The 25,639-nt window shown below is 62.8% G+C and carries 22 protein-coding genes and 2 pseudogenes; 9 read left to right on the top strand and 15 right to left on the bottom strand.

The features are described 5' to 3' along the window. Positions 1 to 204 precede the first annotated feature (204 nt). The 3 genes from ACZ89E_RS05095 to ACZ89E_RS05085 all read left to right on the top strand — a co-directional run bounded on the left by ACZ89E_RS05095 (position 205) and on the right by ACZ89E_RS05085 (position 2,985). Positions 205 to 1,023: an NAD-dependent epimerase/dehydratase family protein gene (locus tag ACZ89E_RS05095; RefSeq protein ID WP_149661400.1), complete on the top strand. Its 819-nt coding sequence runs from the start codon at positions 205 to 207 to the stop codon at positions 1,021 to 1,023. Between the two features lie 26 nt (positions 1,024 to 1,049). Further along, entirely contained in the window at positions 1,050 to 1,940 is an 891-nt protein-coding gene (locus ACZ89E_RS05090) for an SMP-30/gluconolactonase/LRE family protein (RefSeq protein ID WP_476255008.1), read from the top strand. A gap of 172 nt (positions 1,941 to 2,112) precedes the next feature. After that, a complete protein-coding gene (locus tag ACZ89E_RS05085) occupies positions 2,113 to 2,985 on the top strand; it encodes an aldose 1-epimerase (RefSeq protein ID WP_476255007.1) in 873 nt (290 codons plus the stop codon). On the opposite strand, the gene ACZ89E_RS05080 is transcribed toward ACZ89E_RS05085, so the two are convergent. From ACZ89E_RS05080 to pedF, 12 genes and pseudogenes are all read right to left on the bottom strand, one after another. Continuing rightward, positions 2,982 to 4,709 carry a PAS domain-containing hybrid sensor histidine kinase/response regulator gene (locus ACZ89E_RS05080; protein WP_476255006.1) on the bottom strand — a complete coding sequence of 576 codons (1,728 nt, stop codon included), beginning with the start codon at positions 4,707 to 4,709 and terminating at the stop codon, positions 2,982 to 2,984. The genes ACZ89E_RS05085 and ACZ89E_RS05080 overlap by 4 nt on opposite strands. Next, the gene (gene ercA, locus ACZ89E_RS05075; RefSeq protein WP_149661396.1) at positions 4,693 to 5,856 is read right to left on the bottom strand and encodes an alcohol dehydrogenase-like regulatory protein ErcA; all 1,164 of its coding nucleotides are present in this window, start codon (positions 5,854 to 5,856) and stop codon (positions 4,693 to 4,695) included. Before ercA ends, ACZ89E_RS05080 begins: the two co-directional genes overlap by 17 nt. A gap of 264 nt (positions 5,857 to 6,120) precedes the next feature. Then, positions 6,121 to 7,252 (bottom strand): annotated as a pseudogene (gene pqqE / locus ACZ89E_RS05070) (pyrroloquinoline quinone biosynthesis protein PqqE). Next, positions 7,249 to 8,001 carry a pyrroloquinoline-quinone synthase PqqC gene (gene pqqC / locus ACZ89E_RS05065; RefSeq protein ID WP_476255005.1) on the bottom strand — a complete coding sequence of 251 codons (753 nt, stop codon included), beginning with the start codon at positions 7,999 to 8,001 and terminating at the stop codon, positions 7,249 to 7,251. Before pqqC ends, pqqE begins: the two are co-directional and overlap by 4 nt. A gap of 325 nt (positions 8,002 to 8,326) precedes the next feature. After that, on the bottom strand, positions 8,327 to 9,241 hold the full coding sequence (gene pqqB, locus ACZ89E_RS05060) for a pyrroloquinoline quinone biosynthesis protein PqqB (protein WP_476255004.1): 915 nt from the start codon (positions 9,239 to 9,241) through the stop codon (positions 8,327 to 8,329). Between the two features lie 55 nt (positions 9,242 to 9,296). Continuing rightward, positions 9,297 to 9,368: a pyrroloquinoline quinone precursor peptide PqqA gene (pqqA, locus tag ACZ89E_RS05055; protein WP_010455123.1), complete on the bottom strand. Its 72-nt coding sequence runs from the start codon at positions 9,366 to 9,368 to the stop codon at positions 9,297 to 9,299. A 305-nt stretch (positions 9,369 to 9,673) separates the two neighbouring features. Beyond that, on the bottom strand, positions 9,674 to 11,194 hold the full coding sequence (gene exaC, locus ACZ89E_RS05050) for an acetaldehyde dehydrogenase ExaC (protein WP_133838914.1): 1,521 nt from the start codon (positions 11,192 to 11,194) through the stop codon (positions 9,674 to 9,676). A 242-nt stretch (positions 11,195 to 11,436) separates the two neighbouring features. Then, entirely contained in the window at positions 11,437 to 13,215 is a 1,779-nt protein-coding gene (locus tag ACZ89E_RS05045; protein WP_149661391.1) for a PQQ-dependent methanol/ethanol family dehydrogenase, read from the bottom strand. Between the two features lie 257 nt (positions 13,216 to 13,472). Further along, the gene (locus ACZ89E_RS05040; protein ID WP_149661390.1) at positions 13,473 to 14,411 is read right to left on the bottom strand and encodes a quinoprotein relay system zinc metallohydrolase 1; all 939 of its coding nucleotides are present in this window, start codon (positions 14,409 to 14,411) and stop codon (positions 13,473 to 13,475) included. Between the two features lie 15 nt (positions 14,412 to 14,426). Then, entirely contained in the window at positions 14,427 to 15,188 is a 762-nt protein-coding gene (locus tag ACZ89E_RS05035) for a quinoprotein dehydrogenase-associated SoxYZ-like carrier (protein ID WP_476255003.1), read from the bottom strand. Beyond that, the gene (locus ACZ89E_RS05030) at positions 15,188 to 16,063 is read right to left on the bottom strand and encodes a substrate-binding periplasmic protein (RefSeq protein ID WP_463257628.1); all 876 of its coding nucleotides are present in this window, start codon (positions 16,061 to 16,063) and stop codon (positions 15,188 to 15,190) included. The genes ACZ89E_RS05035 and ACZ89E_RS05030 overlap by 1 nt, the downstream gene beginning before the upstream one ends. Positions 16,064 to 16,066: 3 nt before the next feature. Continuing rightward, a complete protein-coding gene (gene pedF / locus ACZ89E_RS05025; protein WP_149661387.1) occupies positions 16,067 to 16,528 on the bottom strand; it encodes a cytochrome c-550 PedF in 462 nt (153 codons plus the stop codon). 254 nt (positions 16,529 to 16,782) lie between these two features. Between pedF and exaA the strand changes: the two genes are divergently transcribed. Both exaA and ACZ89E_RS05015 read left to right on the top strand, forming a co-directional pair. Beyond that, complete coding sequence (gene exaA / locus ACZ89E_RS05020) at positions 16,783 to 18,675, top strand: quinoprotein ethanol dehydrogenase (RefSeq protein WP_476255002.1); 1,893 nt, start codon at positions 16,783 to 16,785, stop codon at positions 18,673 to 18,675. A 164-nt stretch (positions 18,676 to 18,839) separates the two neighbouring features. Beyond that, on the top strand, positions 18,840 to 19,490 hold the full coding sequence (locus tag ACZ89E_RS05015) for a pentapeptide repeat-containing protein (RefSeq protein ID WP_476255001.1): 651 nt from the start codon (positions 18,840 to 18,842) through the stop codon (positions 19,488 to 19,490). A 145-nt stretch (positions 19,491 to 19,635) separates the two neighbouring features. On the opposite strand, the gene ACZ89E_RS05010 is transcribed toward ACZ89E_RS05015, so the two are convergent. The 3 genes and pseudogenes from ACZ89E_RS05010 to ACZ89E_RS05000 all read right to left on the bottom strand — a co-directional run bounded on the left by ACZ89E_RS05010 (position 19,636) and on the right by ACZ89E_RS05000 (position 21,659). Continuing rightward, positions 19,636 to 20,274, bottom strand: coding sequence for a response regulator (locus tag ACZ89E_RS05010; protein ID WP_149661383.1), 639 nt, complete (start codon positions 20,272 to 20,274; stop codon positions 19,636 to 19,638). After that, positions 20,271 to 21,534 (bottom strand): annotated as a pseudogene (locus ACZ89E_RS05005) (sensor histidine kinase). Before ACZ89E_RS05005 ends, ACZ89E_RS05010 begins: the two are co-directional and overlap by 4 nt. 2 nt (positions 21,535 to 21,536) lie before the next feature. Then, positions 21,537 to 21,659, bottom strand: a complete 123-nt coding sequence (locus ACZ89E_RS05000; protein ID WP_256672391.1) for a hypothetical protein — start codon at positions 21,657 to 21,659, stop codon at positions 21,537 to 21,539. Positions 21,660 to 21,816: 157 nt separating this feature from the next. Here ACZ89E_RS05000 and ACZ89E_RS04995 point away from each other — a divergent pair, with 157 nt between their 5' ends. The 4 genes from ACZ89E_RS04995 to ACZ89E_RS04980 are packed head-to-tail and all read left to right on the top strand — an operon-like array spanning position 21,817 to position 25,514. Beyond that, on the top strand, positions 21,817 to 23,001 hold the full coding sequence (locus ACZ89E_RS04995) for an ABC transporter substrate-binding protein (RefSeq protein ID WP_476255000.1): 1,185 nt from the start codon (positions 21,817 to 21,819) through the stop codon (positions 22,999 to 23,001). A gap of 37 nt (positions 23,002 to 23,038) precedes the next feature. Beyond that, a complete protein-coding gene (locus ACZ89E_RS04990) occupies positions 23,039 to 23,998 on the top strand; it encodes a YVTN family beta-propeller repeat protein (protein WP_133838900.1) in 960 nt (319 codons plus the stop codon). Beyond that, positions 23,995 to 24,726 (top strand): ABC transporter ATP-binding protein, encoded by a 732-nt coding sequence (locus ACZ89E_RS04985; RefSeq protein WP_476254999.1) that lies wholly within the window; start codon positions 23,995 to 23,997, stop codon positions 24,724 to 24,726. Before ACZ89E_RS04990 ends, ACZ89E_RS04985 begins: the two co-directional genes overlap by 4 nt. Continuing rightward, complete coding sequence (locus tag ACZ89E_RS04980; RefSeq protein ID WP_133838898.1) at positions 24,723 to 25,514, top strand: ABC transporter permease; 792 nt, start codon at positions 24,723 to 24,725, stop codon at positions 25,512 to 25,514. The genes ACZ89E_RS04985 and ACZ89E_RS04980 overlap by 4 nt, the downstream gene beginning before the upstream one ends. The last annotated feature ends 125 nt before the right edge of the window (positions 25,515 to 25,639 follow it).

The following is a 25,639-nucleotide window of genomic DNA, read 5'->3' as shown; positions in this document are numbered from 1 at the left end:
CCCAACTATTTTGGGTCTGCTGCGCAGCCCAGCGGGAGCAAGCTCCCTCGCCACAGGGCAGGTGCTTTACTCAAGACCGACGTTGTGACCCTCCGTCCATTTCAACCACCAACGCGTTGACAACCACCAGAAAGGCTAACGATACTCCGCCCAAGTCATACGACAACTTACAACAACTGCAATGACCCGAATTCAGGAACTCCCATGACCACGACATCCCCTGCCCCTTTCAATCGCCTGCTGCTGACCGGTGCCGCCGGTGGCCTCGGCAAAGTCTTGCGCGAAACGCTGCGCCCTTATGCCAACGTGATTCGCCTGTCGGACATCGTCGACATCACCCCGGCCATCGATGACCGCGAAGAAGTCGTGACTTGCGACCTCGCCGACAAGCAGGCCGTGCATCAACTGGTCGAAGGCGTGGACGCGATCCTGCACTTCGGCGGGGTGTCCACCGAGCACTCGTTCGAAGAGATCCTCGGCGCCAATATCTGCGGCGTGTTCCATATCTACGAAGCCGCGCGCCGGCATGGCGTGAAGCGGGTGATTTTCGCCAGTTCCAACCACGTCATCGGTTTCTACAAGCAGGACGAAGTGATCGACGCCCGCTCCCCTCGCCGCCCGGACAGCTACTACGGTTTGTCCAAGTCCTACGGCGAAGACATCGCCAGTTTCTACTTCGATCGCTACGGCATCGAGACCGTCAGCGTGCGCATCGGCTCCTCGTTCCCGGAACCGCAAAACCGCCGCATGATGAGCACCTGGCTGAGCTTCGGCGACCTGACCCAATTGCTCGAACGCGCGCTGTACGCGCCGAATGTCGGCCACACCATCGTCTATGGCGTGTCCGACAACAAGAACGTCTGGTGGGACAACCGCTACGCCGCTGGCCTGGGCTACGTGCCACAGGACAACTCCGAAGTGTTCCGCGACAAGATTGAAGCGCAACCAATGCCGGCCGCGGATGACCCGGCGATGGTTTACCAGGGTGGCGCGTTTGTCGCGTCCGGTCCGTTCGGCGATTGAGCCAACCTCCAAGGGAATGAGCGTCCATGCAAGCCGAATTGATTGTCGATGCCCGCAACGCGGTCGGTGAATGCCCGGTCTGGGTGCCTGAGGAAAACGCCCTGTACTGGGTCGATATTCCCGCCGGGGGCCTGCAACGCTGGAGTGCCGCGACCGGGCATGTGCATGCCTGGAAAACCCCGGAAATGCTCGCCTGCATGGCCCGTCACAGCGACGGCGGCTGGGTCGCCGGGATGGAGAGCGGGTTCTTTCATCTGCGCCCGCACAGCGACGGTAGCCTCGACAGCGAACAGCTGGCCCAGGTCGATCACGCCCGTCCCGACATGCGCCTGAACGATGGGCGCTGTGATCGCCAGGGCCGTTTCTGGGCCGGCAGCATGGTGCTGAACATGGGTACCAACGTCGCTGAAGGCGCGTTATATCGCTACAGCAGCGGGCAGCGTGGGCCGATCGAGGCACGCCTCTCTGGTTTCCTGGTTCCCAACGGGCTGGGCTTCAGCCCGGATGGCCGGACGATGTACCTGTCTGATTCGCATCCACTGTCTCAGCAGATCTGGGCGTTCGACTACGACATCGAGAGCGGCACGCCGAGCAATCGGCGCCCGTTCGTCGACATGAATCACTACAGCGGCCGCCCCGATGGCGCAGCGGTGGATGCCGAGGGCTGCTACTGGATCTGCGCCAACGACGCCGGGTTTATTCACCGCTTCACCCCGGACGGACGACTCGACCGTTCACTGGCCGTGCCGGTGAAGAAACCGACCATGTGCGCGTTTGGGGGCAGTGGGCTGGACACGTTGTTCGTGACCTCGATTCGCCCTGGGGATGACCATGACGAGCAGTCGTTGGCGGGTGGGGTGTTTGCCCTTGATCCCGGCGTGAAGGGCTTGCCTGAACCTTTTTTTCGCGACTATTGATGACCTGTGGCGAGGGAGCTTGCTCCCGCTGGGTCGCGAAGCGGCCCCCCGCAATCCTTCAAACACACTGAGTTGCCTGACTCTACGACTGCTGCGCAGCCGAACGGGAGCAAGCTCCCTCGCCACAGTGGTGTCTGTTTGCCTGAAGCCTCTCATTGAGTCAAAAATCACCATGACACTGACGATTCTGGAACTCGAAGACGATTTCACCCACCTCACCCTCGCCCCCGAACTCGGTGCGAGCATCGTCAACTGGATGGTTCGCAGCAGCGGCCAGCCGCTGTTGCGCCACAGTGACCAACAGGCCCTGAACACCGGCCTGCCCGGCAAACTCGGTTGCTACCCGCTGGCCCCGTGGTCGAACCGCATTGCCGAGGGTGGTTTCGACTGCCCCGAAGGCTGGCTGGCCCTGACGCCGAACAGCCTCACCGATCCCTTGCCGATCCATGGCAGCGCCTGGCAGCAGCCGTGGCGAGTGGTTTCCCAAACCCGAAACGAAGCCGTCCTGGAACTTGATTGCACATCGCCCTTCGCCTACCGCGCCCGGCAACGTTTTCATCTGAGTGAAGGTCGGTTGAGCATCGAGTTGAAAGTCACTCACGTGGGCGAACACGCCGCGTGGCACGGCCTCGGCTTGCACCCTTACTTCCCGCGCACCGCCAATACCCGGTTACAGGCGCAAGCCCGACAGGTCTGGTTATGCGACAGCACAAAACTGCCGACCCAACTCAGCACGTTGCCCGCCGATTGGGATTTCCAGCAGCTCAAGGCGCTCCCACAAACCTTGGTGGACAACGGTTTCTGCGAGTGGAACGGTCACTGCCTGATCCAGCAACCCGAACTCGGTTATGAACTGGAAGGCCAGGCCACCGGCAGCGATTACTACCTGCTCTACTGCCCGGTGGGCTTGGGGTTTTTCTGTATCGAACCGGTGAGCCACCCGGTCAATGCGCATCACCTGCCCGGTCGGCCAGGCTTGCGTCTGCTGGAGCAAGGCCAATCCACCGAGTTGGGTTTCAGCCTGCAATACCGCGAACTTAGCTAACCCAGTAACTGACTCAACACCGCGCGCAATTTGCCGGGTTTCACCGGTTTATTCAGCAGCGGCGCGTCGAGCCGTTGCAGCGAGCGACGGCATTGGTCGGTGCGATCGGCGGTGATGATCACGGCCGGAATCGCCTGGCCAAAATGCTCGCGCAAGTGCCGCACCACGTCGCAGCCCACCACCCCATGATCGAGGTGATAGTCCGCCAGAATCAGTTCCGGCGCCTGTCCCTGCAACGCCGCCAGCGCGGAAAACTCATCCGTGGCGATCACCACTTCACAGCCCCACTGCCCCAGCAGCGCGCTCATGCTTTCAAGGATGCTGACCTCATTGTCCAGCACCAGCAAACGCCGGCCCGGCAGCGGATTGCCGGTGCCCGGCGTCGGCGCGGCCAGGCTGATCGGCAGGGGCACCTCATGGGAAATCGGCACGTCGATGCTGAACACCGACCCGCGCCCCGGCCAGGAGCGCACCTGGATCCGGTAGCCCAGAATCTTGGCAATGCGCTCGACAATCGCCAGCCCCAGGCCCACGCCTTTGCGGTCAGCGGCGCGGCCGACGTCCAGTTGATTGAACTCCAGAAAGATCGAATGCAACCGATCCGCCGCAATCCCGCGCCCGGTGTCCCACACTTCCAGACGCAGCATATCGCCCCGGCGCCGCGCCCCGAGCAGGATGCAGCCCTCGTCGGTGTAGCGGCAGGCATTGCTGAGGAAGTTGCGCAGTATCCGCGTCATCAGGCGCAGGTCGGTGCTGATGGCAAAGTCGCCCATGCGCACCCGCAGGTTCAGCCCCGCCGCCTCGGCCACCGACTGGAACTCCGAGACCAGTGGCGCGAGCAATTCGTCGAGGCGGTACAGCGCGACGTCGGGTTTCACCGCAGCCTGGTCGAGCCGGGAAATGTCCAGCAAATCGGTCAGCAGGTCTTCCGCCCCTTCCAGTGCCTGGTGCGTACGCTCGACCAAGACCTGTTCGACATCCGGCAGCTTGCGTTCGCGCAAGGTCGAGATCAGCAACCGCGCGGCGTTGAGCGGTTGCAGCAGGTCATGGCTGGCGGCGGCGAGGTATTTGTCCTTGCTGCGGTTGGCCGCTTCGGCGGCGTCCCGGGCATCACGCAGGGCCTGGGCGATCTGTTTACGCTGGGTGATCTGCTGTTGCAGGTTGCGGTTGGCTTCGAGCAATTCGTCGGTGCGCGCGGTGACCCGTTGCTCCAGTTCATCGTTGAGTTGCTGCAAGCGTTGCTGGGCCAGTTTGCGTTCGGTGATGTCGGCGACAAAGCCTTCCACCAGCCCTTCCTGATCGGGCTTGAGCAGCAGGTTCATCAGCACGTCGAGGCTGCTGCCGTCCTTGCGCCGCAATTGGGTTTCATAGCCGTGCAGGCTGCGTTCGGTCTTGAGAACCTCGCCAATATTGGCCAGTTCCTTGGCGCCGCCGACAAACAGGTTGCTCGCCAGGTCCGCCAATGAAAACAGCACTTCCTGCGGACTGTCGTAGCCCAGCATCCGCGCCAGCGCCGGGTTGGCGGCGCGCATGCCTTCCAGCAGGCTGGCCTGGAAGATCCCGTGCACCGCGTTTTCGAACAACCACTTGTAGCGATTGCGCTCGGCTTCCAGTTCATCCAGGCGCGCATTGAGTTCCGGGTAGTGACTCTTGCGTGCCGAGTGGCTGCCTAACCCGAGTAACCCGGCCAGCGCCCGTTGCTGGTCTTCAGAGGGCTTCGCCATAGACGACCTCGACATCACGCTGACTGGATTCGCGCGGGTTGGTCAGGATGCACGGGTCGTGCATGGCGTGCTGCGACAGGAACGGAATGTCCGCCATGCTCACCCCGTGCAAGCCCAGGGTTTCGTGGAAGCCGATGGAGTGTTTCAGGGCAATCAGGTGGTCGACCAACCGCTTGCAGATCTGCCGGTGATTCAGGCCCCGGCAATCGATGCCGAAGGTCTCGGCGATTACCTTGAAGCGGTCCGGCGCCGAGTTGTAGTTGAACGCCACCACGTGCTCCACCAGCACCGCGTTGCACAAACCGTGGGGCAAGTCGAGGAAGCCGCCGAGGCTGTGGGACATGGCGTGCACCGCACCGAGGATCGCGTTGGAAAACGCCAGCCCGGCCTGCATGCTGCCAAGCATGATTTTCTCGCGCAGGGCGATGTCGGTCGGGTTGGCGATCATCTGCACCAGGTTGCCGTTGATCAGGCGCATGGCTTCCAGCGCATGGGGGTCGGTCAGCGGGCCGTGACCGGTGGAGACGAAGGCTTCGATGGCATGCACCAGCGCGTCGATACCGGTACAGGCCGCCAGGAACGGGTCCATGCTCAGAGTGGTTTCCGGGTCGATCAGCGACACGTCGGGCACCACGGCTTTACTGACGATGGAGAACTTCATGCGTTCTTGCTGGTTGGAAATGATCACGAATTGCGAGACGTCCGCCGACGTGCCGGCGGTGGTCGGGATCAGGATCAGCGGCGGGCTGGGCACGCGGATGGTGTCGACGCCCTCGAACTCGAGAATATTGCGCCCGTGAGCGACGACAATGCCGATGCCTTTGCCGCAATCCATCGGGCTGCCGCCGCCAATCGCGACGATCACATCGCAGTGGTTTTCCTTGTACAGCTCGGCGCCGAGCATGACTTCTTCGACCCGAGGGTTGGGCGAGACATCGCTGTACAGGAAGTAGTCGATGCCCTGGGCTTGCAGGCTGGCCTCGACATCCGCGACCCAACCGGCGGCAATCACCCCGGGGTCGCTGACCACCAGCACCTTGCGGGCACCGAAGGTCTTGGCGTAGTTGCCGACGTTGTGCCGGCAACCGGCACCAAAAATGATTTCAGGCGACACGAATTTACGCAGTTGGCTGAGATTCTGGCTCATTGGAAAGCCTGTTTTTATTGTTTTGGAAGGTAGAAGCCACACTAACCCATCCGGCTGCGAATGCAATCAGACCAATGGGTAGCTCGATCCTGCATCCACCACCGATGTCCTGTTGGAGTGAGCGTGTGTGGCGAGGGGGCTTGCCGCCGTTGGGTCGCGAAGCGGCCCCGCTTATCCCAAAGCAGGGGACTGCTGCGCAGTCCAACGGGGGCAAGCCCCCTCGCCACAAAAGCTCGTTCACACAGGGGATGTGCGTTGCACCGTTTATCCGCGATAGATCAGCCGCGAAGCCTTCTCATTGCGCAACGTCAGGTGTTCCATGCCCTGCCCCGGCGCATCGGCTTCCTCGCGGGCTTTGAGGATCACCCCGTGGTGCGGCGACTTGCTGCACACCGGGGTCGGCGTTTTCGGCATCGCCGGTGAGCATGAATGCCTGGCAGCGGCAGCCGCCCAGGTCTTTGTGTTTTTCATCGCAGGAGCGGCACGGTTCCTTCATCCAGTCATCGCCGCGAAAGCGGTTGAAGCCGAAGGACTCGGTCCAGATGTGTTCGATACTGTGCTCGCGCACGTTGGGGAACTGCACTGGCAATTGCCGGGCGCTGTGGCATGGCAGCGCAGTGCCGTCCGGGGTGATGTCGAGAAACAGATTGGCCCAGCCGTTCATGCAGGTCTTGGGGCGTTCTTCGTAGTAATCCGGGGTAACGAAGATCAGTTTGCACGGATGCCCCTCGGCCTCAAGTCGCTCGCGGTACTGGTTAGTAATGCGCTCGGCGCGCTGCAATTGCTCGCGGGTGGGCAACAGGCCGACGCGGTTGAGTTCGGCCCAACCGTAGAACTGACACGTGGCCAGTTCGACGAAATCCGCCTCCAGCTCCAGGCACAGGTCGATGATGCGGTCGATGCGGTCGATGTTGTGCCGGTGGGTGACGAAATTCAGCACCATCGGGTAGCCCTGGGCTTTCACGGCCCGGGCCATGGCGAGCTTCTGGGCGAAGGCCTTGCGCGAGCCGGCGAGCATGTTGTTCACCGTTTCATCGGCGGCCTGGAAACTGATCTGAATGTGATCCAGCCCGGCGACCTTGAAATCGGCAATCTTCTGCTCGGTCAAGCCGATGCCTGAGGTGATCAGGTTGGTGTAGTAACCCATGTCCCGCGCCGCCTTGATCAGCTCCGCCAGGTCCTGGCGCACCAGCGGTTCACCACCGGAAAAGCCCAACTGCGCGGCGCCCAGTTCCCGGGCTTGTTGAAACACCCGAATCCATTCCTCGGTACTCAGTTCCTCACCTTGCTGGGCGAAATCCAGTGGGTTGGAGCAATAGGGACACTGCAACGGGCAGCGATACGTCAGCTCCGCCAACAACCACAACGGCGGCCCCGGTGGCGCGATCAGGCTCACAGGGCGATCCCCCGGTGCCAGACATTTTCGGCGGTCACCGTGTGATACGGCGGGCGCTCCAGCTCGTAGGCCATGCTCATCGCATCGAGCATGCTCCACAGCACGTCGAGCTTGAACTGGAGGATTTCCAGCATCCGTTGCTGGCCTTCGACCGTGACGTAATGGGCCAGAGTGATGCGCAAACCGTGCTCGACATCGCGCCGCGCCTGGCTCAAACGGGTGCGGAAATAGTCGTAGCCGCCAGCGTCGATCCAGGGGTAATGGGTCGGCCAGGCGTCGAGGCGCGATTGGTGGATGTGTGGGGCGAACAGTTCGGTCAGGGAGCTGCTGGCCGCTTCCTGCCAACAGGCGCGACGGGCGAAATTGACGTAGGCGTCCACGGCGAAACGCACACCGGGCAGAACCAATTCTTGAGAGAGGATGTGCTCGCGGTCCAGACCCACGGCTTCACCGAGGCGCAACCAGGCCTCGATCCCGCCTTCGCTGCCGGGCGCGCCGTCGTGGTCGAGGATGCGTTGCAGCCATTCCCGGCGCACGTCGCGGTCGGGGCAGTTGGCGAGGATCGCGGCGTCTTTGAGCGGGATGTTGACCTGGTAATAGAAGCGATTGGCGACCCAGCCCTGGATCTGCTCGCGCGTGGCACGGCCGGCGTACATGGCTTGGTGGAACGGGTGATGAATGTGGTAGTAGGCGCCTTTTGCACGCAGGGCGGCTTCGAATTCGCTGGGGGACATGGGGGTGTCAGGCATTGCGGTTCTCCGGGTTTTTGCGGCGTCAGGGCGGGCCTCTTCGCGGGCAAGCCTTGCTCCTACAGGTTTTGTGTAAGCCTTGGAATCCGCGAACGACGACGTCACGTCGATTGGCCATGAAATCCGCGTACAACGACGTCACACCCGTTGACCATGAAATCCGCGTACAACGACGTCACGTCGGTTGACCATGAAATCCGCGAACGACGGCGTCACGTCGGTTGACCATGAAATCCGCGAACGACGACGTCACGTCGGTTGACCATGAAATCCGCGAACGACGATGTTCTGTAGGAGCGAGGCTTGCCCGCGAAGGGGCCGTCCGCTACAGCACAAGACTCATGCCGTCATACGCCACCTCAACCCCACGCCGCTCCAGCAATGCCCGTTCAGCCGAGTCTTCATCGAGGATCGGATTGGTGTTGTTGATGTGGATCAGCACCTTGCGCTGGCGGTCAAAGCCCTCCAGCACCTCAAGCATCCCGCCGGGACCACTTTGCGGCAGGTGCCCCATTTCACTGCCCAGGCTCTGGCCGACTTCGCACACGCGCATTTCGTCGTCGCGCCACAAGGTGCCGTCCAGCAGCAGGCAATCGGCGAGTTGCATCCAGCCCAGGACTTCTTCGTCGACTTGCCCCAGGCCCGGCGCGTAGAACACCGAGGCGCCGCTGCGCAGGTCTTCGATCAACAGACCGATGGTGTCGCCCGGTTGCGGGTTGCCGCGATTGGGCGAGTACGGCGGTGCATTGCTGACCAGGGGAATCGCACGGAACTGCAGATGCGCGCACGCCGCGACGCTGAACGGCTCGCGCTTCAAATCAATCGGCTGCCACTGCAACCCACCGTTCCAATGCTTGAGCATGTTGAACAGCGGAAAACCGCTGCTCAAATCCTCATGCACCCGCTCGGTGCACCACACGGCATGGGGGCAGCCTTCGCGCAGGCTCAGCAGGCCGGTGCAATGGTCAATCTGGCTGTCCAGCAGGATCACCCCGGCAATCGCCGTATCGCGACGGCGGCGCGCCGGTTGCAACGCGGGGAAACTTTCCAGTTGCGCCCGAATATCCGGGGAAGCATTGCACAGCACCCACGACACGCCGTCGTCACTCACCGCAATCGAGGACTGCGTGCGCCGTTGGGCGCGCAGGCTGCCATCGCGCACGCCGGTGCACTGGTGACAGTTGCAGTTCCACTGCGGGAAACCACCGCCAGCGGCGGAGCCGAGAACACGGATGTGCATGAGCAATGCTCCAGAAGGCAGGCCCGGCCAACGCAACGGCTGGCCGGGTGATCAATCAACGGTTGGCGAAATACATCGTCACTTCGAAGCCAATGCGCAGATCGGTAAACGCGGGTTTATTCCACATGGGTCAATCCTCTTCTTGTGCCGGGCAATTCCGGTAAAGCCATTAATGCACGGAGCGCCAAGGGCCCGAATGCTACTTTCGAAGGAGGTGGCGGCGTGCGTTGGTAGGGGGTGATCGCGGATCATTGGAAACACGCATAACCCAAGTGGGAGCGGGCTTCTGTGGCGAGGGGGCTTGCCCCCGTCGGGTCGCGAAGCGGCCCCCCTTCGTATCAAAAAAAGAAGGGGACTGCTGCGCAGTCCAACGGGGGCAAGCCCCCTCGCCACAAAAGCGCGCTCCCACAAGGGTTGTGGTGTGCTTGGGGGTTAGAAGAACCCCATCGGGTTGATGTCGTAGCTCACGAGCAGGTTTTTGGTCTGCTGGTAATGGTCGAGCATCATCTTGTGGTTTTCACGGCCAACCCCGGACTTCTTGTAGCCACCGAACGCGGCGTGGGCCGGGTACAGGTGGTAGCAATTGGTCCAGACACGCCCGGCCTTGATCGCCCGGCCCATGCGGTAGGCGCGATTGATGTCGCGGGTCCACAGGCCGGCGCCGAGGCCGAACTCGCTGTCGTTGGCAATCGCCAGGGCTTCGGCTTCGTCCTTGAACGTGGTGATGCCCACCACCGGGCCGAAGATTTCTTCCTGGAACACCCGCATTTTGTTGTGGCCCTTGAGCAGGGTCGGCTGGATGTAATACCCCGTCGACAGGTCGCCCTCCAGCCGCTCGGCCGCGCCACCGATCAGCAGCTCCGCGCCCTCTTCCTGGGCAATTTTCAGGTACGAGAGGATCTTGTCGTATTGCTGCTCCGACGCCTGGGCGCCGACCATGGTTTCGGTGTCCAGCGGGTTGCCGCGCTTGATTTTGACGATCTTCTGCATCACCACTTTCATGAAGTCGTCGTAGATCGATTCCTGCACCAGCGCCCGGGACGGACAGGTGCAAACTTCGCCCTGGTTGAAGAACGCCAACACCAGGCCTTCGGCGGCTTTCTCGATGAACTGCGGCTCGGCGTTCATGATGTCTTCGAAGAAGATGTTCGGCGACTTGCCGCCCAGCTCCACGGTGCTGGGAATGATGTTCTCGGCGGCGCAATGCATGATGTGCGCGCCCACCGGGGTGGAACCGGTGAAGGCAATCTTGGCGATGCGCTTGCTGGTGGCCAGCGCCTCCCCGGCCTCGCGACCGAAACCCTGGACGATGTTCAGCACACCGGCCGGCAGCAAATCGGCAATCAGTTCGGCGAAGACCATGATCGACAGCGGCGTCTGCTCGGCGGGTTTGAGCACCACGCAGTTGCCGGCGGCCAGGGCCGGGGCGAGTTTCCAGGCGGCCATCAGCAGCGGGAAGTTCCACGGGATGATCTGCCCGACCACGCCCAACGGCTCGTGGAAGTGATAGGCGGTGGTCAGCTCGTTGATTTCGGCAGCGCCGCCTTCCTGGGCACGAATGCACCCGGCGAAGTAGCGGAAATGGTCGGCGGCCAGCGGCACGTCGGCGTTCAGGGTTTCGCGCACGGCTTTGCCGTTGTCCCAGGTTTCGGCGACGGCGAGGATTTCCAGATTTTGTTCGATGCGGTCGGCGATCTTCAGCAACACCAGGGAACGGTCCTGGGCCGAGGTCTTGCCCCAGGCATCGGCCGCCGCGTGGGCAGCGTCGAGGGCTTTGTCGATGTCGGCGGCGCTGGAACGCGGGAACTCGGCGATCACTTCACCGTTGACCGGCGAGGTGTTGGTGAAGTACTCGCCATGGACCGGCGGCACGAACTCGCCGCCGATGAAATTGCCGTAGCGCGGTTTGAAGGAAACGACGGCGCCGGGGGTGCCAGGTTGTGCGTAGATCATGGTGGCCTCTGTCTGGGTCGGAGCCTGTCGGGCAAACAGGCGATGCATCGATAGTAGAGAGCCCCGCACGCTGGACGAATGCGCCGTTGGAGGGGGGACTCTCGTTATTTGGTAGTAGGTGATCGTTCCCACGCTCCGCGCAGGAATGCAGCCCGGGACGCTCCGCGTCCCATCAAGAGCCGAACGCGGAGCGTCCGTTGAGGCATTCCCACGCAGAGCGTGGGAACGATCAGTGGCAGCGATCAGTGCTTGGCGACTACCAGGTCTTTAGGCAGCTTAAAGGTCCAGAGCATCCCGCCCTGGTTGAAGTCCTTGATGCGCTTGGCCACTTCGCCGCCCCACAGCGGAACCGCGCCGCCCCAACCGGAGAGCACGGAGACGTACTGTTCGCCGTCCATTTCCCAGGTCACAGGCGAGCCAAGCACGCCGGAACCGGTCTGGAATTCCCAGACTTTTTCGCCGGTCTTGGCGTTGAACGCCTGGAGGAATCCTTCCGGCGTGCCGGTAAACACCAAATTACCTTTGGTGGTCAGCACCCCGCCCCACAGCGGCGCGTAGTTCTTGTGGCGCCAGACTTCCTTGCCAGTCACCGGATCGATGGCGCGCAGCACGCCGATGTAGTCTTCGTTCAACGGCTTGATGGTGAAACCGGCGCCCAGGAACGCCGCGCCTTTCTTGTAGGCGATGCCTTCGTTCCAGATGTCCATGCCCCACTCGTTGGACGGCACGTAGAACAGCTTGGTGTCCTTGTTGTAGGCCATCGGCATCCAGTTTTTCGCACCGAGGAACGCCGGCGCTACAAACACCGAACTGCCCTTGGCTTCAGTGCCCGGTGCACCCGGACGGCTGGCTTCGTTGTAGATCGGCCGGCCATCCTTATCCAGGCCGGTGGCCCAGGTGATCTTGTCCACGAACGGGAAGCCCCGGATGAACTTGCCGTTGGTGCGGTCCAGCACGTAGAAGAAGCCGTTGCGGTCGGCGGTGGCGGCGGCTTTGATTTCCTTGCCGCCCTCGGTGTAGTTGAACGAGATCAGTTCGTTGACGCCGTCATAGTCCCAACCGTCGTGGGGCGTGCTCTGGAAGTGCCATTTGATGGTGCCGTCGTCCGGGTTCAGCGCCAGGCGCGACGACGAGTAGAGGTTGTCGCCAGGGCGCAGGTGCGAGTTCCACGGCGCCGGGTTGCCGGTGCCGAACAGCAGCAGATTGGTTTCCGGGTCGTAGTAGCCGCCGAGCCAAGGCGCAGCGCCGCCGGTTTTCCATAAATCGCCGGGCCAGGTCTTGCCGGCTTCGCCGCCGGAGATGCCGTTCTCAATCGCTTTGCCGTCCTTGTAGATGTAGCCCATGTGGCCTTCGACCGTCGGCCGGACCCACAGCAATTCTCCGTTTTTCGGGTCGTAGGCGGAGATCTTGCCCACCACGCCGAACTCGCCCCCGGCCACGCCGGTGATCAGTTTGCCGTTGATCACCAGCGGCGCGGCGCTGATGGAATAGCCTTCCTTGTGGTCGGCCACCTGCTTGCTCCACACCACTTTGCCAGTGTCCTTGTTCAGGGCCACGAGCTTGGCGTCGAGGGTGCCGAAGAACACCAGGTCGCCGTACAGCGCCACGCCCCGGTTGATCACGTCACAGCATGGGCGGATGTCATCCGGCAGGCGCGCGTCGTATTGCCAGAGCTTCTTGCCGGTGCGCGCATCCACCGCAAACACTCGCGAGTAGGAACCGGTCATGTACATCACGCCGTCCTTGATCATCGGTTGCGCTTGCTGACCGCGCTGCTTTTCACCGCCGAAGGAAAAGGCCCAGACCGGCCGTAGATCCTTGACGTTGTCGACATTGAGGGTGTCCAGCGGGCTGTAGCGCTGACCCTGGACGCCCAGACCGTTGGTGACGATCTGCTCCGGGTTCTTGGGGTCCTGGAGAATGTCCTGGTCGGAGACGGCGGCCAATGCCGAGCCGGACAACAGCATGGCACTGAGCAGCACGCTCAAGACGAAGGGTTGGCGACGTGCGGGTTGGGTCATGACGGCTACCTCTGCGGTTTTTTGTTATACCCGGGAAATTTTCCCGGTCTGGTGCAGATTCTTGGCCGCCGCCGCCCTGGCAACAATTGCCCGCAGTGTTGAGATTGCTAGTTCCTTAGTAGCGGGTCCCTGGAGAGGATCGTGCGAGGATCGTTCCCACGCTCTGCGTGGGAATGCAGCCCGGGACGCTCCGCGTCCCATCCAGAGCCGAACGCAGAGCGTCCGTTGAGGCATTCCCACGCAGAGCGTGGGAACGATCATTGGCTGCCGGTGGAATCGACGCGGGTCATCTGTGATCGCTCATAGCCCGGGTACAAATGGCTGACACTGCGGATCAGTTCATAACGACTCAGGCTGATCCCCGCAAACCGCTCGGGAATGGGGCTGCGGATCATCTCGGACATGTCGCTGCCATTGGCGGCACCGTCGCGCAGGAGTTGGTCGAGCCAGGTCAGGTAGTCGCGCATTTGCTCGAAGGGTTTTGCATCCGTGGCCACCGGCCCGTGACCCGGAACCACCAACGTCCAGGGCAATCCCTGGAGGGTGGCGATGTCCGCCAGCCACACCGCCAGCCCCGGGCTGTTGGGTGTGGTCAGGGCCCGTTGATAAAACACCAGGTCGCCGGCAAACAGCACGCCGGTTTGCTGGTCGAGAATAGCCAGATCCGCGCCGGTATGCCCACCCAGGCCTAGCAGACGCAAATCGTGGTTCCCAAAGCTTTTTAACCCCGCCGTCAACGTCTCGCTGGGCAGCACCACTTCGGTACCGCGCATCCAGTCGCCCACCAGGCGATACATGTTCTCGGCCATGGCATCGCCCTGATTTTTCAGCAGCTCAGCGGTGCCGGCCAATGCGCCGATCGGCACGTCAGTGAACGCTTGATTGCCCAGCGCATGATCGGGGTGATGATGGGTCAGCAGCACCTCGATCACCGGTTTGTCGGTGACCGTGGCGATGACCTTGCGCATCGCTTCGCCGTAGCGTTTCGACGGCCCGGTGTCGATCACCACCACCCCGCGCTCGGTGACGATAAACCCGGTGTTGACGATGTTGCCGCCGTTGGCTTTGGCGAAATTATCGGTGCTGCCTTCCAGCAGCCAGGTGTCTGGCGCAATCAGCCGCGGCTTGAGGGCGTATTCAAGCTCCGCCAGCGCGGGCAGGCTCATACCGATCAACAACAGCAGGATCCAGCGCATCACGCGCTCCTTGGGTCAGGGGATGGCCGCATCGAATTGATTGCCGCTGTTGTCCCGCAGCAACAGGCGCGTCTGCCCTGCCCCTTCGATGTCGAAGGCCAGGTTGGGGTTTTCGCTGACGGCGGGAAACAACTCCAGCGTGGCCAGCACCTGATCGTTTTGATCACGCAGTTCGGCATGATTGATAAAAAATTCCGGGATGCCGCTGACCATGCCGTTGTCCATCGGGTGCGCCACCTGCAAGCGCAGGCGACTGAATTCGCCACGGGGATAACGCCCGCCAAGCACTTCGCCGATGTGCTCTTCCCAACCCGGTTGCGTGCGTACCACGCTCGGCGCTGTGCAACCGCCGCCCGCCGCATCGATCAGGGTCGAGCCGACGTGCCACACGCCGTCACGGGTCAGCACCGCCGCGCGCAACGGCGTGGCCTGCTCGATGCGGATGCGGATCGACAGCCACGGCAGCACCCGGTCCCGGGGTTGGAAGTCGACGATCTTCGGCAACGGATTGAGTTCGGCCCAGGCGAGGATTTTCACCACGTCTCCCTTGAACGCCCGGGCATCGATTTCCAGCGGCACCTGGCGCGCATCTTCAGCGAAGGGCGGCGCCAGCAGCTTGACCCGCTCATCGAATACGAACGGGGCATCGCCGAGCATTTGCTTGTGATAGAACGCCCACATCACCGACGGCACCGGGTCCTTGCCCGGATCGATCTCCACCGCGTGGGCGGCCAGTGGCAGCCAACAGGCCAGCAGGCACAGCGCGCGCCAGTTCACTATTGGTACATCTCGGGCACTTCGTATTGCAGGCCGTAACGGGCGTAAATCGCTTGCACCGAGCCCTCACGAATCATCGCTTCCAGCGCCTCTTCCAGGGCATAGGACAATTGCCGGTTGCTTTCATGCACCGCCATGCCGATCTCCCAGCGTTGCTTGCCCATGTTCGGGTAGGCGTTTTGCGCCAGCGCCACTTGCGGATCGTGAGCCTCATGCACCTGCCAATCGACCTCGCCGCGCATGGCCATGACCGCGTCGACTTCACCGGCCTTCATCGCGGCAAAGGCCTGGGGTACGCCGGGGTAGTGGTGGGTTTTGGCGGCGAGCATGCCGTTGAACACCGAGGTCAGGTAGAACGAGGGCACGCTGTCGACTTCGACGCCGATCGGGTGTTGCTCGAACACCGCGACGCTGCCCACCGAATCCAGGCGTCGGCGGTCATAGGCGACCTGCCATTGCTCGTTCTGGTACGGGCCGAACATCACCACATGGTCGTTTTCCAGCTCGCCGAGCTCGTTGCGTTTTTGTGAATAGTCGCGGTCGTAAGGCACGCGCATCATCAGGTCCGCCAGTTGCTGATCGTGCAACTGGCTGGCGCGCCAGATGTAGTCGCGCAGGTCGTCGTCGAGCTTCTCGCCGGCCGGGGCCCAGATCAGCTTGAGCTTGACCCCCAGCGCGGTGGCCAGGGCCTGGGCGAGGTCGACATCCACGCCTCGGGGCTGGCCGGCGTCTTCGAAACTGTAAGGCGCGAAGTCCTTGTACACCGCAACCTTCAACTCCCCGGCGGCGATCATTTGGTCATAGGTCCGAACCTGCGCCTGCGCCACCTGGCAGCACAGCAACACAGCACTGATCAACACCGCGAGCAGGCGCATGGATTACTCCTCGACGTGCACGCTGTCCAGGTAGGTGCGCACCGCCCACAGGGCTTCCTGACTCAGGTAATCGGCCATTTTCGGCATGTACACCCGACCGTCGCGCACTGCGCCGTGACGCACCCGTTCGACGAACCATTCATCCCCGGCGTCGCCGACATCGAGCAGGCGCAGGTCCGGGGCAATGCCGCCAGACTTGGCTTCCAGCCCATGGCACGCCGCGCAGTTCTGGTTGTAGGCCGAAGAGCCGATCTCTACCGCTTTATCGTGCTGCGGGGAGTTGCGGTACGGGTTGACCGCCGCCCAACCGTCGCCATCCACTTGCACGCCAGCGTCCTTGATCGGGGTCAGGCCCGGGGTTTCTACCGCTTGCGGTACCACGTTGCCGTGGGCCCAGACCGGGCCTGCGCTGATGAAACCGGCCAGCAGTCCGGCAACAAGCAAGGCGTTGCGTTTTGTTGTCATTGTTATGCCCTCAGGGTTGCACGCAAAACCTCTTTGCAGAGGCTATGGCACCCATCTTAGGAAGCACTTCCCGCCAGCCCCATGCTGCTTTGGTGGCCGCCGCCCAGTACCTTGGTAGTAGGGCTTGTGGCGCACACCCAAATCAGGTGCCGTTCGGGAACTCTTCCCGGCCACAGCGGGACTTTTTCCGTATCCGCCAAGGGGCGGCGAGCACCACCCTGTGCAGGTCAAAACCTCCACTGGGAACTGCAACCATGACAATAAGATCGCTACCCGCCCTTTCCCCTTTGACCCTCGCCGTGCGCGCCTTTGTGCTGGTGAGCAGCCTGTCCCTGAGCACCGTCGGCCACGCCGCGACCGCGCCCGCCACGCCGACGCACAACGTCACCTGGGAAGACATTGCCAACGATCACCTGACCACCAAGGACGTGCTGCAATACGGCATGGGCACCAACGCCCAGCGCTGGAGCCCGTTGGCCCAGGTCAACGACAAGAACGTGTTCAAGCTGACCCCGGCCTGGTCCTACTCGTTCGGCGATGAGAAGCAGCGCGGCCAGGAATCCCAGGCCATCGTCAGCGATGGCGTGGTCTACGTCACCGGTTCCTACTCGCGGGTATTCGCCCTCGACGCCAAGACCGGCAAGCGCCTGTGGACCTACAACCATCGCCTGCCGGACAACATTCGTCCGTGCTGCGACGTGGTCAATCGCGGGGCAGCCATTTATGGCGACAAGATCTACTTCGGCACCCTCGATGCGCGGCTGATCGCCCTCGACAAGAACACCGGCAAAGTGGTGTGGAACAAGAAATTCGGCGACCACGCCGCCGGCTACACCATGACCGGCGCGCCGGTGCTGATCAAAGACAAAGTCACCGGCAAGGTGCTGCTGATCCATGGCAGCTCCGGCGATGAATTCGGCGTGGTCGGCCAGTTGTTTGCCCGCGACCCCGACACCGGCGAAGAAGTCTGGATGCGGCCCTTTGTCGAAGGTCACATGGGCCGCTTGAACGGCAAGGACAGCACCACCACCGGCGACGTCAAGGCGCCGTCCTGGCCGGATGATCCGACCACCGAAACCGGCAAGGTCGAGGCCTGGAGCCACGGCGGCGGCGCGCCTTGGCAGAGCGCGAGTTTCGATCCCGAAACCAACACCCTCATCGTCGGCGCCGGTAACCCCGGCCCTTGGAACACCTGGGCCCGCACCTCCAAGGACGGCAACCCTCACGACTTCGACAGCCTCTACACCTCGGGCCAGGTCGGCGTCGACCCGAGCACCGGCGAGGTGAAATGGTTCTACCAGCACACCCCGAACGATGCCTGGGATTTCTCCGGCAACAACGAGCTGGTGCTGTTCGACTACAAGGACAAGGACGGCAAAGTGATCAAGGCCACCGGCCACGCCGACCGCAACGGTTTCTTCTATGTGGTGGACCGCAACAACGGCAAATTGCAGAACGCGTTCCCCTTCGTCGACAACATCAGTTGGGCCAGCCACATCGATCTGAAAACCGGCAAACCTGTCGAAAATCCGGGCCAGCGTCCAGCCAAACCGTTGCCGGGGGAAACCAAGGGCAAATCCGTGGAAGTCTCGCCGCCGTTCCTCGGCGGCAAGAACTGGAACCCCATGGCCTACAGCCAGGACACCGGGCTGTTCTACATCCCGGGCAACCAGTGGAAAGAGGAATACTGGACCGAAGAGGTCAACTACAAGAAAGGCTCGGCCTACCTGGGCATGGGTTTCCGCATCAAGCGCATGTACGACGATCACGTCGGCACCCTGCGCGCCATGAACCCCACCACCGGCAAAGTGGTCTGGGAGCACAAGGAAGCCCTGCCGCTCTGGGCCGGGGTGTTGGCGACCAAGGGCAACCTGGTGTTCACCGGCACGGGCGATGGTTTCTTCAAGGCGTTTGACGCAAAAACCGGCGAGGAGCTGTGGAAGTTCCAGACCGGCAGCGGCATCGTCTCGCCGCCGATCACCTGGGAACAGGACGGCGAGCAATACGTCGGCGTGACCGTCGGCTACGGCGGCGCGGTGCCGTTGTGGGGCGGCGACATGGCGGAGCTGACCAAACCGGTGGCTCAGGGCGGGTCGTTCTGGGTGTTCAAGATTCCGAGTTGGGATAGCAAGACGGCGCAAAAGTAACGCCTTGCACACCTGTGGCGAGGGAGCTTGCTCCCGCTGGGCTGAGAGGCGGCCCCCTCACTTTTCAGCCGCACCGAGTTGTCTGGGTTTGCGACTGCTGCGCAGCCGAGCGGGAGCAACTCCCTCGCCACAATTGTTTGTGATGACATCACGAGAGCCCTGCCATGAAATACCTGCCTCTACTGCTATTGCTAACCGCTCTTCCGGTTTTCGCCACCGACGACGGCGACGACGCCCCGCTGATCATCAACGGCTGCACCCTCGCCGAACACAGCCAATGCCCCGGCGCCAACCTCAAGGGTGCCAACCTGAGCAATCAGGATTTGCGCAGCATGAACCTCAACGGCGCCGACCTGCGCAATGCCGACTTGCGCCACGCCCGACTCGACCTCGCCAACCTGGAAAAAGCCCAACTGCAAGGCGCCAACCTGACCCGCGCCAGCCTGCAACAAAGCAACCTGCGCCTGGCCGATTTCAGCGGCGCGACGCTGATGGCGATCCAGGGCTGGGGCCTGTTCGCCCAGGGCGCGCAATTCGAAAACGCCAACCTCAGCGCCGCCTACCTGCAATTCGCCCGCCTCTCGGGGGCCAAACTGCATAACGCCAACCTGCGTGCTGCGGATTTGGAAATGACCTGGCTGAGCAAGGCCGACCTCAAAGGCGCCGACCTGCGCGATGCCAATCTGCAAGAAGCCAAGTTCGGTGAAAGCAACCTGGAGCAAGCGAACCTCAGCGGTGCGCGGCAGCACTATGCGAATTTTCAGGATGCGAATATGGCGGGGTGCATCGGGTGCCCGACCACCTGGGATAAATGAGTCGTGAACCGATCGTTCCCACGCTCTGCGTGGGAATGCAGCCCGGGACGCTCCGCGTCCCATCCAACGCCGAACGCGGAGCGTCCGTGGAGGCAATTCCCACGGGTCGCGTGAGAACGATCAACGCTCAGCGTGGGAACGATCATCAGCCCGCCTTGCGCACCACCCCCATATCAATCCCCAAATGCACCAGCTCGGTATGGGACGTGACCTGCAATTTGCTTTTCAACAACGTCAGGTGATTGGAAACCGTCTTGCTGCTGATATTCAACTGCTCGGCAATCAGCCGCGCTGGGGTGCCTTTGGCCAGCATCACGAAGATCTCCAGCTCGCGCTGGGTCATGCTTTGCAAGCGCGGATCGCTGGCGTCCTGTTGCGGGTGGCAGGCGAGTTGAGTGGCCAGCGGTTGTTCGATATAGGCGTGCCCGGCGAGGATTCGGTGCACCGCTTCGATCAACACCTCCGGCGCCGAGCTTTTGGTCAGGTAGCCCGAAGCCCCGGCGTCCAGCGCCTGGCGCACCAGTGGCAGTTCATCGTGCATGCTGAAAAACAACACCCGCAGTTGCGGCAAGCGCTGGCGCAAGCGGCGGGTGGTTTCGAGGCCGCTGATGCCCGGCAAGCCGAAATCCATGATCACCAGGTTCGGTACCGCTTCCTGGACCCGGATCAGCGCTTCCTCACCCGTGGCCGCTTCGCGCACCTCCATCGCCGGCAACAGCGCGCGCAACAGACTGGCATAGCCCTGACGGACCACCGCATGGTCATCGACCAGCAAAATATTCATGACGCCTCCAAAGGCATGCTCAAGGCCAGCGCCCAACCGGCGCCGGGGTGGCTGATGATCCGCAGTTCGCCGCCAAGGCTGCGGGCGCGTTCGGACATTGAGTACAAGCCGACGCCCGGGCGTGGCGGCTGTGCGGCGCCGCGACCGTTATCGCGAATCAGCAAGCGCAAACGCCCGCCGCGATGTTGCAAACACACCCGTACCTGACTGGCCTCGGCGTGCCGCGCAATATTGGTCAGGGCTTCTTGCAACAGGCGATAGAGATGGATCTTGCTCGGCCCCGACAGCGCCGGCAACTGCGCGCTGACCCGCAACTGGCAATCGATGCCCTGCCGCCCCTGCCATTGCTCCACCAGCAAAGCGAAGGCTTCGGACAGCGGCAGGTGTTGCAGCACCACCGGATACAGGTCATGCACCAACGCTCGAAAGCCCTGTTGCAGGTGTTCGCAGTTGTGTTCCAGCTCGCGCACCGTGCGTTCGACGGTGTCCGGTTGATCCGCCACCAAGCGGAGCAGACAGGCCTGGGCGCGAATCCCGGCCAGGTACTGACCGAGGTCGTCGTGCAGGGTTTGCGCCAGATGGGTGCGTTCCTGCTCCTGCACCGCGAGCAAGGTCTGGGTCAGCCGGGTGTTGTCGGCGCGGGCCTGTTCCAGGGCACCGGTCATGCGATTGAAATGGGTCGCCAGTTGCCGCGCCTCCGGCACGCCTTGCCCGCGCAGACGCACATTGAGCTGGCCGGCAGAGACTTGCTGCAACGCGCGGAGCAATTCATCGAGCAGACCCATGCCCCGGCGCACCGCCCAGCGGATGGCCAACAGACTTACCATCAACGCCAAGCCGCAGAGAAACAGCACTTGTTGCAGGGAATCCCAGACTTCATCGATCTCGTCCCGGGGGTCCACGGCAATCTGCACCCGCCGACCGTCCTGCAAATCCAGGACCCGGGCAGCGTGCCGGGCTTCGGCGAACAGCAACCGCCCCGAGCCAGGCATCCAGGCCATCCTGCACCGGCAGCCGCGCGGCTTCGCCCGGTTGCAGCCAGCGCACCCGCACATGACGCAGGCTTTGGGTCAGGCGTGGCTGAAGGTTGACCGGATCACGCTCAGCGGTTTCGCTCAGGTACTCGACCACCGCTTCGGCCGATTGCAGCTCGCGCTCCACATCCGCCAGCGCCTGGTGCACCAGCAACGCCATGCACGCCAGGGTGACCAGGGCGAAAAAGCCGCACACCCACAGGTTGATCCGCCACAGGGCCGACACGCCTAGCGCCCCGGCAGCGCGGGCGACATCTGCACCAGCGTCGGTCGTGGGCCGTGCAGTTTGTCGATGCCGATCAGGGTCAGGATCAGCAACAACGGCAGGAGCAGCGCCTTGAAAATACGCATGGTCGATCCCCTCCTCGGTAATGGCCGTTGAAACCCATGCTAAAACCGCGCCGCCGCCGATGAGTTACTACCTTGGTACTGCCTTAGCGCTACTTTCTGCATATTTCCTCTGCTCCCCGGGCTTTCTATGCTGGTGCTACCCGTCATGGAGTGCCTTATGCGCCAGCTCGCCCCCTACGCCTTGATCTACCTGCTGGCGATTGCCTGCGCCGCCGGGCTGGCGACCCAGAGCCAGGCCGCCGATGCGCCGTTGCAGGTGCAGATCGGCTACCTCGGCTATCGGCCTGATCCGGGGCCGCTGCTGTCGAACGTCATTCCCGAACCCGCCGATGCCGGGCTGCGCGGCGCCGAACTGGCGATCACCGACAGCAACAGCACCGGGCGTTTTCTCAACCACAGCTACAGCCTGATCAGCGCCAGCACCGACACCCCGGATGCGCTGGTCGAAGCGGCCAAGGCCCAGCACGAACAAGGCCTGCGTCTGTTTGTGGTCAACGCCCCGGTGGAAACCCTGCGCCGGCTCAGCGCGGTGTTGCCCGACAGCTTGCTGTTCAACGCCGGCAGCCCGGATGACAGCCTGCGCAGCACCGATTGCCTGCCGAACGTGCTGCACAGCCTGCCGAGCCGGGCGATGTTGGCCGACGCATTGGCGCAATTTCTGGTAGTGCGCAAATGGCAGCGGGCGCTGCTGATCGTCGGCCCGACCCCGGATGATCAAGCCTACGCCGCCGCCCTGCGCCGCGCCGCCAAACGCTTCGGCCTGAAACTGGTGGCGGAAAAAGCCTGGAGCTTCGACAACGATCAGCGCCGCAGCGCCCAGGCCGACATGCCGCTGTTCACCCAGACCGCCGAGTACGACGTGGTGCTGGTGGCGGACGAGCGCGGCGACTTCGGCGAATACGTGCCCTACCAGACCTGGTACCCGCGCCCGGTCGCCGGCACCCAGGGCCTGACCCCGGTGGGCTGGCACAAGACCGTGGAAACCTACGGCGCCGCGCAACTGCAAAAACGCTTTGAAGCCTTGACCGGGCGCTGGATGAATGACCGGGATTTCGCCGCGTGGATGGCCGTGCGCAGCATCGCCAGCGCGGTGACCAAACTGCGCCAGGCCGCCCCGATGGCGATCCGCGACCTGGAGATCAGCGATCAACTGCCGCTGGACGGTTTCAAGGGGCGCAAGTTGAGTTACCGGGCGTGGAACGGCCAGTTGCGCCAGCCGATCCCCATCGTGCAACCGCGCGCACTGGTCAGCACCTCGCCCCAGGACGGTTTCCTGCACCCGGTCAACGAAATGGACAGCCTGGGCTACGACAAGGCCGAAGTGACCTGCCGCTTTCCCTGATTTTCTTCACAACAACGACAATAAAAAGGAATCCGCCATGCGCCGTACCCTGCTCTCATGCGCCCTGCTGCTTGCCGCCGGGCACGCCGTGGCCAGCACCGCCTGGGTCTCCAACGAAAAGGACAACAGCCTGAGCCTGATCGACATGCAGACCCTGCAAGTCACCGACACCCTGCCCGTCGGTCAGCGTCCACGCGGGTTGCTGCTGTCCCACGACAGCAAGCTGTTGTACATCTGCGCCAGTGACTCGGACCGGGTCCAGGTGATGGACGTGGCCACGCGCAAGATCATCAAGGAGCTGCCGTCCGGCAAGGACCCGGAGCAATTCGCTTTGCACCCGAATAATCGCTGGCTGTACGTCTCCAACGAAGACGATGCGCTGGTCACGGTGATCGACACCGAAACCTCCAAGGTGCTGAGCCAGATCAACGTCGGCGTCGAGCCCGAAGGCATGGCGGTCAGCCCCGATGGCAAGTGGGCGGTGAACACCAGCGAAACCACCAACATGCTGCACTGGATCGACACCAGCACCCAGACGTTGGCCGACAGCACGCTGGTGGATCAACGGCCGCGTTTCGTCGAGTTTTCGCCGGACGGCTCGCAGCTCTGGGCCTCGGCGGAAATCGGCGGCACCGTGACGATTCTCGATGTGGCGACGCGCAAGATCCTCAAGACCCTGAACTTCCAGATCAAGGGTGTGCACCCGGACAAAGTCCAGCCGGTGGGGATCAAGCTCAGCGCCGACGGCAAGTACGGCTTCGTCGCCCTCGGCCCGGCCAACCATGTGGCGGTGGTCGATGCCAAAACCTTTGAAGTGCTCGATTATTTGCTGGTGGGGCGCCGGGTCTGGCAGATGTCGTTCACCCCGGACCAGAAGCAATTGCTCGCCACCAACGGCGTCAGCGGCGATGTGTCGGTGATTGATGTCGACAGCCTCAAGGTCAGCAAATCGATCAAGGTCGGGCGCTATCCGTGGGGCGTGGTGGTCACGCCATGAACGCCCTGGAAGTCAGCGAATTGAGCTTTGCCTATGGCACCAAGGAGGCCTTGCGCCAGGTGAGTTTCAACCTGGCGCCGGGGCGTTTTGCCGCGTTGCTGGGGCCGAACGGGGCCGGGAAATCGACGCTGATTGCGCTGCTGACGCGACTGTATGATTTGCAGCGCGGGGACATCCGGGTCGGTGGCTGTTCATTGCACGACGCACCGCGCCCGGCGCTCAAGCAATTGGGCGTGGTGTTTCAGCAAAGCACGTTGGACCTGGACCTGAGCGTCGAGCAGAACCTGCGTTATCACGCCGCGCTGCACGGCCTGTCCCGGCGCCAGACCGGCCTGCGGGTCGAAGCTGAACTGGCCCGGCAAGGCCTGACCGAACGCCGCCGCGAAAAAGTCCGCGAACTGAATGGCGGCCACCGGCGCCGGGTAGAGATCGCCCGGGCCTTGCTGCATGAGCCGCGTCTGTTGCTGCTGGATGAAGCCAGCGTCGGCCTCGACCCGGCCAGTCGCCTGGCGCTCAATCAACACATCCGCAACCTGTGCCGCGAGCAAGGCATCAGCGTGCTCTGGACCACCCATTTGCTGGATGAAGTGCAGCCCAGCGATGACTTGCTGATTCTGCATCAGGGTCGATTGGTGGCCAGCGGTCAAGCAGACGTCCTGAGCCAGGAACACGGCGGCGACCTCGGTTCGGCCTTCACTCGTCTGACCACCTCGGGAGTTGCGCGATGAATGCGTATTGGCAGTGTTTCAACGGCATCGTGCTGCGCGAATGGCTGCGTTTTGTGTTGCAGCGCACGCGGTTTCTCAGCGCCCTGGTGCGCCCGCTGTTGTGGCTGCTGGTGTTCGCCGCCGGGTTTCGCGCGGCGCTGGGTATCGCGATCATCGAGCCTTACGACACCTACATTCCCTACGAGGTGTACATCATTCCGGGGCTGGCCTGCATGATCCTGCTGTTCAACGGTATGCAGGGCTCGCTGTCGATGGTTTACGACCGGGAAATGGGCAGCATGCGCGTGCTGCTGACCAGTCCCCTGCCCCGGACCTTTCTGCTGTGCAGCAAGTTGTTGGCGACGTCGCTGATCTCGTTGTTGCAGGTCTATGCGTTTTTGGCGATCGCCTGGGTGTACGGCGTGCAACCGCCGGCCATGGGTCTGTTGATTGCCTTGCCGGCGTTGCTGCTGGTGGCGTTGATGCTCAGTGCGTTGGGGCTGTTGCTGTCCAACGCGATCCGCCAGTTGGAGAACTTTGCCGGGGTGATGAATTTCGTGATCTTCCCGCTGTTTTTCCTGTCGTCGGCGCTGTATCCGCTGTGGAAAATGCGCGAGTCCAGTGAGTGGTTGTACTGGTTGTGCGCGTTGAACCCGTTTACCCACGCCGTGGAGCTGGTGCGGTTTGCCTTGTATGAGCGTTTCAATCCCCTGGCGCTGGCGGTGTGCGTGGGGCTGACGCTGGTGTTCGTGCTACTCGCCGTGCTCACTTTCAACCCGCAGCACGCCGCCGTGCGCAAAGCCACCTGATTGATCGTTCCCACGCTCCGCGTGGGAATGCGTCCTGTGACGCTCTGCGTCACATAGTTCGGGGACGCGGAGCGTCCCGGGCTGCATTCCCACGCGGAGCGTGGGAACGATCATCAACCGGGGGA

The organism is Pseudomonas sp. TE3899 (assembly GCF_056279105.1).
The sequence above is the reverse complement of the archived record's forward strand: the minus strand, read 5'-3'. Positions and strand labels throughout refer to the sequence as shown.

What these genes read in the sequence shown, in the direction of transcription:
- ACZ89E_RS05080 (WP_476255006.1), bottom strand. Translation starts at nt 4,709, where the DNA reads ATGGCGAAGCCCTCTGAAGACCAGCAACGGGCGCTGGCCGGGTTACTC.
- ACZ89E_RS04995 (WP_476255000.1), top strand. Translation starts at nt 21,817, where the DNA reads ATGCGCCAGCTCGCCCCCTACGCCTTGATCTACCTGCTGGCGATTGCC.
- exaA (WP_476255002.1), top strand. Translation starts at nt 16,783, where the DNA reads ATGACAATAAGATCGCTACCCGCCCTTTCCCCTTTGACCCTCGCCGTG.
- ACZ89E_RS05000 (WP_256672391.1), bottom strand. Translation starts at nt 21,659, where the DNA reads ATGCGTATTTTCAAGGCGCTGCTCCTGCCGTTGTTGCTGATCCTGACC.
- ACZ89E_RS04985 (WP_476254999.1), top strand. Translation starts at nt 23,995, where the DNA reads ATGAACGCCCTGGAAGTCAGCGAATTGAGCTTTGCCTATGGCACCAAG.
- ACZ89E_RS05090 (WP_476255008.1), top strand. Translation starts at nt 1,050, where the DNA reads ATGCAAGCCGAATTGATTGTCGATGCCCGCAACGCGGTCGGTGAATGC.
- ACZ89E_RS05015 (WP_476255001.1), top strand. Translation starts at nt 18,840, where the DNA reads ATGAAATACCTGCCTCTACTGCTATTGCTAACCGCTCTTCCGGTTTTC.
- ACZ89E_RS05095 (WP_149661400.1), top strand. Translation starts at nt 205, where the DNA reads ATGACCACGACATCCCCTGCCCCTTTCAATCGCCTGCTGCTGACCGGT.
- ACZ89E_RS05040 (WP_149661390.1), bottom strand. Translation starts at nt 14,411, where the DNA reads ATGCGCTGGATCCTGCTGTTGTTGATCGGTATGAGCCTGCCCGCGCTG.
- pqqC (WP_476255005.1), bottom strand. Translation starts at nt 8,001, where the DNA reads ATGCCTGACACCCCCATGTCCCCCAGCGAATTCGAAGCCGCCCTGCGT.
- pqqB (WP_476255004.1), bottom strand. Translation starts at nt 9,241, where the DNA reads ATGCACATCCGTGTTCTCGGCTCCGCCGCTGGCGGTGGTTTCCCGCAG.
- ercA (WP_149661396.1), bottom strand. Translation starts at nt 5,856, where the DNA reads ATGAGCCAGAATCTCAGCCAACTGCGTAAATTCGTGTCGCCTGAAATC.
- pedF (WP_149661387.1), bottom strand. Translation starts at nt 16,528, where the DNA reads ATGACAACAAAACGCAACGCCTTGCTTGTTGCCGGACTGCTGGCCGGT.
- exaC (WP_133838914.1), bottom strand. Translation starts at nt 11,194, where the DNA reads ATGATCTACGCACAACCTGGCACCCCCGGCGCCGTCGTTTCCTTCAAA.
- ACZ89E_RS04990 (WP_133838900.1), top strand. Translation starts at nt 23,039, where the DNA reads ATGCGCCGTACCCTGCTCTCATGCGCCCTGCTGCTTGCCGCCGGGCAC.
- ACZ89E_RS05030 (WP_463257628.1), bottom strand. Translation starts at nt 16,063, where the DNA reads ATGCGCCTGCTCGCGGTGTTGATCAGTGCTGTGTTGCTGTGCTGCCAG.
- ACZ89E_RS05010 (WP_149661383.1), bottom strand. Translation starts at nt 20,274, where the DNA reads ATGAATATTTTGCTGGTCGATGACCATGCGGTGGTCCGTCAGGGCTAT.
- ACZ89E_RS05045 (WP_149661391.1), bottom strand. Translation starts at nt 13,215, where the DNA reads ATGACCCAACCCGCACGTCGCCAACCCTTCGTCTTGAGCGTGCTGCTC.
- ACZ89E_RS04980 (WP_133838898.1), top strand. Translation starts at nt 24,723, where the DNA reads ATGAATGCGTATTGGCAGTGTTTCAACGGCATCGTGCTGCGCGAATGG.
- ACZ89E_RS05085 (WP_476255007.1), top strand. Translation starts at nt 2,113, where the DNA reads ATGACACTGACGATTCTGGAACTCGAAGACGATTTCACCCACCTCACC.